The sequence below is a fragment of the Leptothrix toolikensis (SeqCode) genome (assembly GCF_057922285.1).
Map to the genome: position 1 here is coordinate 17846 of NZ_JBYSVC010000030.1, position 10351 is coordinate 28196.

The 10351-nt window shown below is 56.0% G+C and carries 3 protein-coding genes and 3 tRNA genes; all 6 read right to left on the reverse strand.

The window, feature by feature from the left end; translation table 11 throughout:
• Positions 1 to 13: 13 nt before the first annotated feature.
• The gene (locus tag AC3VI7_RS06400; protein WP_489668427.1) at positions 14 to 5974 is read right to left on the reverse strand and encodes a DEAD/DEAH box helicase; all 5961 of its coding nucleotides are present in this window, start codon (positions 5972 to 5974) and stop codon (positions 14 to 16) included.
• A complete protein-coding gene (locus AC3VI7_RS06405) occupies positions 5943 to 9371 on the reverse strand; it encodes a hypothetical protein (protein WP_489668428.1) in 3429 nt (1142 codons plus the stop codon). The genes AC3VI7_RS06400 and AC3VI7_RS06405 overlap by 32 nt, the downstream gene beginning before the upstream one ends.
• Positions 9372 to 9676: 305 nt before the next feature.
• Positions 9677 to 9766: transfer RNA gene (locus AC3VI7_RS06410), tRNA-Leu, on the reverse strand.
• Positions 9767 to 9845: 79 nt separating this feature from the next.
• Positions 9846 to 9919: transfer RNA gene (locus tag AC3VI7_RS06415), tRNA-Cys, on the reverse strand.
• A 57-nt stretch (positions 9920 to 9976) separates the two neighbouring features.
• Positions 9977 to 10052, reverse strand: a tRNA-Gly gene (locus tag AC3VI7_RS06420).
• An 89-nt stretch (positions 10053 to 10141) separates the two neighbouring features.
• The coding region (locus AC3VI7_RS06425) for a S16 family serine protease (RefSeq protein ID WP_489671431.1) at positions 10142 to 10351 on the reverse strand (210 nt) is incomplete at its 5' end.

Below are 10351 nucleotides of genomic sequence, written 5' to 3' on the forward strand. Positions count from 1 at the left end.
CCAAAAAGCTTTTTCAGCTGTAAATCTTGGTATGGAACACTTTGGTGTCGCTTCTATCGTCAAGTAAATAGTCGATGCCACCAGTCAGGAAGTACCGATGAGTGACATCACACCCCGCAGCATCAGCACATTCGAAACTGAGCTCTCTGTCATGGAATGAGCGATTTCTCCCAAACTCTTTGACAAATGCTTCGGACTTCGGGATCCCCAGCTCGTCTATCAGGGTCTCCAGCTTTCTAGATACGTCATAGCGATGCTCCACATCACCATCACGGTCGCGAACCTCGGAGCAGTAGATATGCACAGCTTCCAACGCAGTCGTATGCCTCTTAACAAACTGCAAAAACGCTTGGATGCGCCATCTGTTCGGCGGCGTTCCACAATACGGATCCTTGATAGTCAGCTGCTTCACATGCAGCCCCGACACATCTCGAAAAATGTCTGTCAGGTCACGCCTCTGTCCTACGGCAAGCTCCCACATCGACATGCTGGCCCCTTCTGCGAAGAGGTCTGCCGAGATCCATGTTGACTCTTTGAAAACCGCTTCAACCCTAGCGCGCACATCTTGGTCTGAAGCACCCAGCAGTGCTGGTGCACTGACAAGCCCTTGGAAGATTGCCTGCACAGGGAACGCCTGTTTAACGAGCAGTCCACCATCGTCAAGCGAGGCAAACAACCTCGGTAATTCAGAAGCCTGCATTCCAATCTTCGGAATGTGATGCACTGTCAACTTACCTTCCTTGGCCCACGGGTAGAGGTGCCGATAGAGCATGAGGATCGAATAATCGGTTGGCCCTTGCTCTGGCTCGTTGACCACACAAAGCCGAACCTTCTTGCCTGCCTGCAACCAGTGAAGAACCTGATTGAGATCTGCCTCGGAATAGCCTTCCGAACTTGTTAGCGACGATGCGATGACCGTGATGCTCGGATAGGGTGCAAATCGCTCGCTCAAGCCGGCCATGCTCGGCTTCGCCCACGGAACGTAATTTCCAGGACCTTCGGTCACCGATGGGCTGTCAAGCAAGCTATCCAACCATGCCAACGCGTCAAGCCGCTGAAAGCTATCCCAGTAGCGCTGGTTGCCGTAATCACATAGGCAGGACCGACACGCAGAGTCGCACGATGCAGGACATTTCAATCGTTCCTGGGCGGATTCAATCAGCTTTCGGAAGCTGAACTGCGGCTCCCCCAACTTTGCGCTGTAGCCAGCTCCTCCCGGAACGCCGTCGTACAAGACAACCTCCACGAGACTCCCTGCCTTGCTGTACAGCCGATAGGTTGAACGCAATTCACCTGGATGAAGATGCAGCAGGTCTGAAGCCCCCAGACGACAGGCCTCGGCCACTGTTCGAGCCAACCGCTCTTGGTATCGGCGCAAATCCCCGGCAACATCTTCGGGTTCCGGCAGCGGCGCAAGGAACCGCAGCAAGCGCACATCGGTGTTAAAGGTGTGTGCGAAGTCCAGACCAATCTTTGGCAAGGCCTCGTTCTGGCACTTCTGTCCCGTTGCAGGGTCTTGGTGTACCCACTTACGGGTCGCAATCCCAGCGCCAGCTTTCCCTTTCACAACCTTGGGTGCTTTCACCTTTTTGAGCGGTTCGCAGAAGTTGCAGAACGAACACCTGTAGTAGCCCTCACCATGCGTGCCACGGTTCGCGACGAAAAGGCTTCCACGAGGAACGCTACTCTCCGTTGCCCGAGCCAGAAGCAGCGCTGTGTTCAAGAGCGGAAGTTCAGTCGGTTTGAACTGTTCATCTCGGGGTGAAGCAATCAATCTGGCCTCATCCGCAGGCTTCACACGCCGCCGACTGACCCCTGGGTCACGCCCTCTGCTGTTAGCTGCACTGGTAACGAATCCCTTGGGCTCGACGTACATGCGCTTGCGACGGCCCTCCGATGATCCGCAGTTACTGCACGCACCAGGCAGATCCTGAGGGGCATCGCCCACATCAACATGGAAACACTCCGGGCAGGCTGCGTACCAGCGAGTCGGCATGAAAGCCTTGGGATACTTGGCTAGACCCGAGCTTTCCCAAATACGACCATTCGCAACGACCTCTGCTCCGGGTGCGTATTCGCTGATGCCATAGCTGGCATCCCGACTCAACGACACCTTTGCCTGACTCTGGAACCTATCAAACCTACTGCCATCTTGAACTTCAAGGGTCAGGGAGTGGACAGGAAAAGAGTACGTTGGGATGAGACCACGCCGTGATAACTCATTGACCAAGAACTGGTCCATGTACTGTTCACGCTGCTTCTGCCAGTAGTCGGCCTTACCGTAATCGCTCGCATCAGCAGCTTCTTTCATCCGAGCGATATAGGCGGTACATCTCTCGGCTACATCTTCGGCGAACTCTCGAAAACGATCGACGATGGCACGACGCAGATCCTGCCCACGCGTCACCAGCGAAGACGCCAAGTCCGCCGGGAGTTGATCACCAAGAGCCTCAGCTTCTGCAAATGCCTGCTTACCGCCATCCCCATCGACCCACGCATAGAGCTTGTCAAAGAAAGCCGTTTTCGCATCTGGGCTAAGAACTTCACCAAATAGATGCTTCAACGAGGGAGCATTGACATCCTGCTTTACTGCATAGCGAAGGAAGTGGGACAGGACGACCGAAATCTGGTGGCGTAGGAACAACTCAGCGTTCCCAAGATTGATGAAAGGCGTAGCGGGTGATAAAGCTAGGTATTCCTTGAGTTCACGAAATACAGCTTGGTCATAGCTGCTGTTACGCGCAACCGTTACGCAAAATGGGGCCGCCTGAGCCCTGCGACCGGCCCGGCCGGTCCGCTGCTGGTAGTTCGCAATACCTGGTGGGACATTGAGGTTGACGACGGCCTCTAGGTCACCAAGATCAACGCCCATTTCCATAGTCGTCGTGCAACTCAGAAGATTCAGGCGGCGCTCGGAAAACTGGCCTTCGATTTCTTCGCGAAGCTCCGTTGACAGTGACGCCGTATGCTCTCTGGCCCGAAGCGTCAGGTGATTTGTCTCCTCATAGGAGGCTAGGTAATGATTCTCTCGATGCAGTTGCTTGCGCTCGTCTTCGCCGATTTGTACGACGTCCCCATTGCAGCCGAAACCTGAACATTTCCTCGTCACAACGTACCGCTGGAACAAGCCACAACTCGGGCACTGATACAGAGGAGCCTGCAACCCACTCTTCACACGAATGAGGTTCCCATCCATACCGAATCCGGGAGGAAATTTCTTCAAGATCGTCGTAGGTGGCTTCGTGATGACCACCCAGAACGCCCTCAGGAACTGAACAGCCACATCGCGTTCCAACCCAAGCTGCTCGATGAGATACCACGACCGGCGGTTGTGTCGTTTGACCTGTTGGTTCGGTAGCCACTTGAAGCGAACACCGGTATCGCCAGCTTCGATGTCAAACGTCCTGTGCTGGTTGTAATCACCCCAGACGGCGCTGTCCTTCATCGAAACGTCGTGCAGCTGTGACAACGCACGCTCTCGCCGAATCGTTTCGAGCAACATGTGACACAGCGCTGAAACCGTCTCCGGATCGTCCGGTAGCCCGGCAGGCCAAAACTGCCTGACCTGTTGGTACAGCCCCTTCAGTCGTACTTCGTCGTAAGTGACCAAGGCCACCCCTAGACTTTCGAGTGAATTTCGACGGCCGCTCGGCGTGCAGAACTCGTACCCAAGGGTATTTTGAAGAAGCTGGGATATGTCTTGTTTATCCGTTCGGATATCCCCTGAATCGTTCAGGAGCAGCGGCTGACCACCATCACGCCGCCATAGCTCGTACACACGCTCCGCCAGTTGAGGCAAGCTCATCGGGGTGCTGGCTTCGCTAAGTACCTTTCGAACTGCTGATCGCAAAGCAACGTTTGCCGCCGTGCGCTCAAAGTAAGGAGCGAAGAACGCCGCATCCTGCCGGTTATCTGAGAACGTCAGAAGGCTGCGACCGAACGACGGTTTTGGATCGGCATGGTTGATGGGACTAGGCGGCAACGCCTCCAGAACGCGCTGCGCCACCACAGCTCCAAGCGCTTCGTTACCAGGATGCATACGCGTCACAACTTCTGCGTCAGCACCTGTTGCCCTGCCACCACAGGCCGGACAACGCCTCACATACAACGCTCGCTCCTCTTCGTCCTTCTCCGTGCGAACCGAATACAGCGGCACGACAGCCTCTGCTGCGGTGGTGATCTCACCTGTCTTCAGATCAACAAAGATGCGTTCAATTTTTCCAGAAGTGTCATCACCATCGGGGTTTTCAATCTCGTCGTCCTCGTCTTTTGTTCCACCAATGGGCTGTCCGAGCCAAAACACCATGCGCTCGGCGCTGCCTTCTGAAGAGTCAGGACGCCGTGGATGAACAAACCGTCCGTCCTTCCAGCCCTCAAGAAATGGCTGCCCACATTTACGGCATGTCAACACAGGGAAGTAGTGCCCATCGTCATCGGAGTAGGTTCGTCCGACTCGCACTTGCGCCCATCCCTCCCCGTGCGCGGTGGGAAGTGCCACAAGCCCTTCAATGCTGTTGACCGCGATGTGGTACCGGCCTGGCAAGAGTGGGAACTCGCCGGGATCTCGGCGCGCCAGCATTCCGATATGAATGACATTGCTGAGCGCCGCTTCACGTATCCGGGCATCGCCAGTGAAGGTATCAAAAACTAGTTGGGCCAAGTGAGCAAATGGCACCACTTGTCCACTTTCGAGCGTTGCTGCGATTCGACGAATTTCGCGGTTCCTACTGAACAGCGTAACGAGCCCCTTCCATGCCAGTTCGCTTCCTGTCCCAGGAAGTCGGACTTGGTTGAAGTCATCGCCCTGCATATCAACGAAGACATTCCAGCAGTCGCCGGTCTGGTCCTCAGGTTGCTGCTCAAGCATCTGCTTAAGCACGTCACCCAACTTGAACCACTGGTCCGCCGTGAGGCCAAATTCGTCACTCGAGGGACGAACTAGGTCAGCATGCGTAACACGGTTGCCATGAATAACTCGATTCACTGGCTCGCCTAGAAGATCGGAAGCGAACTTCTTGAGGTCATCATCAGCGCCATCGTCCGAGGACAAGCTCGCACTGGTACCGAATACTTGGATGGGACCGTCTGCACCAAGCCGGGTCTTCAGTTTTCGAAGGAGGAAGGCAACTTCTGTCGCTTGGGCACCGTAGTAGGTGTGAATCTCGTCCAGAACGATGGTACGTAGTGAGTTCGTAGCGAAGAGCCCGGAGTTACGCGGAAGAAGCAACAGGTGCTCCAGCATGGCGTAGTTGGTGATGAGCACCTTCGGCGGATCGGCCAGCATCTCGTCACGGGTGAGCATCCAGTTCTTCGGGATGATCGAAGGATGGTCAAGGGCATCCATCAGCTTCCGGTTATTCCAAAGGCGAGCCTCTTCCTCATCTCGCTTGGCACCCGCCTTCACTTGGCCGGTGTATCGACCGAAAGTGATGCCGTACTGCTTCAGGTACCGAGCAAAGATGGGCGCAACCCGGTAGTACAGCTGGTCGTTGGCCAGCGCGTTCATGGGATAGACCAAAAGTACCCGTACACCCGGCCGTGATGGATCAGGGTCTGACAGCAGGTCATGCACGATGGGGAAGAGAAAGGTCTCTGTCTTTCCACTACCCGTACCCGTTGCCGTCAAGAAGCTCTCACGGTCCACAATCGCTCGGCGAAGCGCTTCCTCTTGGTGAAGATGAAGTCTGCGGTCTTGGTAGGGAAGCAGCCCCATTCCGTCGTGTAGAAAGCCACCGGCAGACTTAAGGAGTGTTGACAGTGGCTGCCCCTTCTCAAAGTCTGGCAGTGCCTCGACATAGGGGCCTTTAACCAGCTCTTGTTTGCCCAAGAGATCCCGAAACTCCGCTGCGAGCATCGGATAGCGCCGAGATATAGGTAATGTGGTCGCTATGTAGCGCGACAGGACCGCACGAAGGCTGTTTGCGAAGGCAATCGGGTTGGTTTCAGACATTTTGAACACCAGGGTCCAGCTCAACGGTAAGCACCAGCTCCCAGAGCAGTAGGTAATAGGCAAACATTGCTGGAGCCACATGCAGGTAGTAAGCAATGCAATCGCTGACACCGTTTGGCTGTAGTTCGATGCGCCAACGTAGCCGGTTCAGGTTGTCGTAGAGCTTCGCAAGCGAGCCTTCCTGCCGCACTTCCAAACGGCAATACCAAGCGAGCCAACTGCATGCATTGGCGATTCGCAGGAGGGTTTCTTGCCTTTCCTGCTCCGACGCTTCAACGACTTCCGGGTTGAATGGTTTGATTTCAATGACGATTTTCTGTCCTTGAAGTCCCTTTGGAGCCGAGCCATCGAAGACCGACGATTGCTGCATGAGGAGCCTCGCCAGAGCAATCCCAAGTGACTTTCTTGGCCCCGGCATGGTCGCACTCGTGGCGTAGCCCCTCTCTAGGTCCAGCCAAGCATGAGCGAGGTGCATAGGACCGAGGAGTTCGCCGGGACCTGGCAAAAAGCTCTGATCATCGAGTCGCGTAGGGTCCCCAATAGTTGTCACTCTGAGGGATTCGCGATAGGCGGCCAAATCGAATTCCTTGGGTCGTCGGCCTTGTATCATCTCCTTCATGTTCGAGAAAGCGCCGGCGACGACCTGATGAAGCGTCGTACCGAAGGCCCCTACAACGGCCCCCCTGAGCTCGGGCATAGCACGTAGGGCCACAGATAGCGGATGAGACTTGGCATGGACCTTTCGGTACTCCAACTTCGGCAAACAGAAGAGCTTTGTCAGCAAGGCACCTACTGACTGCTTCGGCTGGAAGCCCTGCCGCACATCAGCAGCAGCCTTAGCCATGGTCATGTCAATAAGCTCGGCGACGTAATCAGCCTCCCGCTCCTTGAAGCGGTTGAGAAGAGTGCTCCAGTACTGGCTGAGCCAGCTCTGCTGCTCCCAACAAACTGGTGACCAATAGCTCCTGAAATGCTCGTTGAGCAGCCCAAGACGCTGGATAGCGTCCCGTTCTTCTAGGAATTCGGCCGCCTTGACTACCTCGACACCCGGTATCTCTTGGCCGACGACATCCACTGCGAAGGCAACGGCAATGCGGCCCTCATCCGCATCCTCAAGTCGGCCCCAAAGACCTCCGATGCGCGCACCGAAGCCCAACGTCCACACGCCGGGAGGGAGCGTCGTTACGTCCACCAGAACGTAGATGACGTGGGCGGAGCCGTTGGCCACGTTGTAGACCTGCATGCGTGCGAAGTCATTGGTGTGCCAGATGCCTGCCATCAGCTCGTGCTCAGCTCGAGCCTCGCGTCCGCTGCCAAGATCCTTGCCGGTGACCGCGACCTCGGTGGGCTCGCCCTGCACCGTTACCCGAATTTCGAAGACGTTTGCCAGCCTCGAAGTGGAGATGGCGGTGGCGACATGCGGTTGTGACAGGACCAAGAGATCTGCCGACGCGCCACCACTTTCAGTCTCGTAGGTCAACGTTCGCGCGCCCGGCTCAAGGCGACTGGCAAGGAACGCTGCGGAGAACACCTTGCTCGGGCGATGGCCAAAGTCAACATACTGTTTCCATGTCCCGAGCGAGATGTAGCCGGGCTCAGAGGCGCTGACGATGATGGACTTCTGCGTCGTCAGCGAAACCGTCTCTGTCGCACCCAAGGGTCTGGAAGCCACAGTCGAGCCACCATCCTTCCCGGGCACTTCGACCTCGACGAACACGCCAGGGCGGTTCCAGCTGAAGTGAACGAAGTAACCACCACCCACGTCGAAGCCAATACGGAGGAGCCTACTCGCATCGTTCAAAGCTTCCGCGCCAACCGGCCCGAACTTCAGCCCGCTGCATGCAGCCTTAAGCAGGTTTACCGGCCTCGCCGAGTAGCTGAACTTGAGGCCATAGCTGACCGATTGAAGTCCGTGCCAATAAAGCAATGACTGGCGCTGCAAGGTCCGCGCTTCTCCGACGCGAGCAAGCTCGACCACAAGCCGAAGCACGCCGGGCTGAACATCGCCCGTGGTCAGCGCCTCATCCAGCCGAACAGTTCCTCTGCCCTCTTGATCAAGGACTACGTGAATGGGACACGAAAAGCTGCCAGACGATACCCGCATCTCGTAGGCCTGCTGCCCCGGTTGCCTCCAGTCTTGGGGAATCTCCACGGCAGCACTGAGCGCACCGTAATGGAATTCAACCCTCTCCAAACCCGCTTTTAATGTGCCATCGAGGCGAAACGAAGGTAAGTTCTGCCCTGCCAGCCGAACCTGGGCTGATCCGTTGACTATCGAAACGTCCGAGCCTGGATGCAACGTGACGAGCACCTCGACAAGGTGGGGGGCGTCACTGACCTCATCCCAGTCATGAAGGTTCGTCGGGGCGAACCGACACAAAACGATGTAATGACCGGGTGGCAACTCAACAGGGTCACCCTGGCCCAACTGAGCCGTAGCACGAAGTCGACCTGCATCGTTAAAGACGAGCAGACGATTCGATGCACGATCCGGCCAGAGCTTTGCGCTCAGCAGGCGCTCTCCATCAGTCCCAAGGACTTGGACGTCGGCAGGTAAATCCACCGGAAGAGCTCGGAAACTCCCCTCTTCACCGCTACGAACCGAGACTGTTAGGCCGCCACAAAGCACTTCAAAGGCCGTTTCCTTGCCAGTTGGCGGAAAGAAAACACCGAGCACGCCGTCCCTATAGAGCAACTGTGGAAGCGCTGCACGTTTGATACCTCTGGAGCCCTCGTCACGAACGAAGGCCTTTGCCAGAGATTCATCGAGCGCCTCCCCTTGGAAAGGCACACCGCGATTGCTGAACACTCGAAGAAACGAACGGGTGTAGTAGCCCAGCCCATCACGTTCAACGGCCTTGCGGGCCGTTGAACTGAACGGTGGCTGGAGCCGGTGGAGCAGTGTTGACTGCCACGTGAGGATGCCTTCCTGATCGTCTTCATCTGGAAGGCCGATACGCTTGGCTAGCTGGAGCATCCGGGCCGCTAGATCATCTGCAAAAGCCACAGGAACACCAGCCTGACGTGCATATTCGTCAATCATGTAATGGCTGCCGTAAGTTCTAGGCAACGGCTGAATACCCAGCTTGAACATAGCGCGCCGGAAGGCCCGCCAAAGAAGCTCTTTTTCTGGCGTACTGAGTCCTTGAACGCCACCCAATGCCTTCCGCACGTGTGGATAAACATCAAAATGCCCGGACAAACCGAGACCATTCATGACGTGTTCAGCGAGCCAGATGCCAAAAAGGGCGGGGTATTGATCGAGTCTCCGGGAAAAGTACCTTGCGCTTGGTGAGACACGGAGATCGGCCTCAATAGCTTTACGCGAAACACTTGGGATGAGTCCCCCAAGCAGCCCCAATACGGGGGCATTTGCCTTTTTAATCAGTTCTCGGACGAGTTTTTCTTCCTGGTCGAACATCGCACTCCCTGTGCATTTGTAGATGTTCGACTACTTTACCGGGAGTTAACGCGACGAAACAGACTTCACTCAAGTCATTGAGATGAGGCAGTCAAAATCATGATGAATGGCGACATATGTCAGCTTGTCGGTGGTCATGGAGGGGGTAACTCCTGAAGGCTTATTTGTGGTTACCCCCATTTTTGCCCCCTCATGGGGGTAGGTTCAAGCGTTGTTATGCGGTGCTCTATGGGCAAAGAAAAAGCCCCAGAGCGTTGATTCTCTAGGGCTTTCAGGGGGGGTGCGGCGCGATGCGTTGTTTGAATTGGTGCCCGGAACCGGAATCGAACCGGTATGACCGTTTTAAAGTCGGCGGATTTTAAGTCCGCTGCGTCTACCTATTTCGCCATCCGGGCAACCCGATCTTCAGAGGCTGAAGACGGAGGGTTCTAATGATAAAGCCCCGCGTGAGCGAGGCTTTAAGACCAGTTGAACTGGAGGCGCGGGGCGGAGTCGAACCGCCCTAGACGGATTTGCAATCCGCTGCATAACCGCTTTGCTACCGCGCCAGTCATGACTTGCTACTGCGAAAAAGGGAAGCGATGGGCTTCCCTTTTTTCAAGTTCTGGAGCGGGAAACGAGACTCGAACTCGCGACCTCAACCTTGGCAAGGTTGCGCTCTACCAACTGAGCTATTCCCGCATTTCTCGCTTAATGCATTGCATCAAACGAGAATGAGATTGTAGGGCAATTTCCCCAGGATTTGCAAGACCCTGGGGCAAATTAACCACTCAATGTTTCAGGGCATCCGTCACGACAGCCGAAGCCTCGACCGCTTTGGGCGGCTCGGCCTTGACCTCTTCCTCGGGCAGTGGCTGAGGCTTGCTGGCCAAGGCGATCTCCAGCACCTTGTCGATCCACTTGACGGGGATGATTTCGAGCTGGCTCTTGACGTTCTCGGGGATGTCTTGCAGATCCTTGGCGTTTTCTTCCGGGATCAA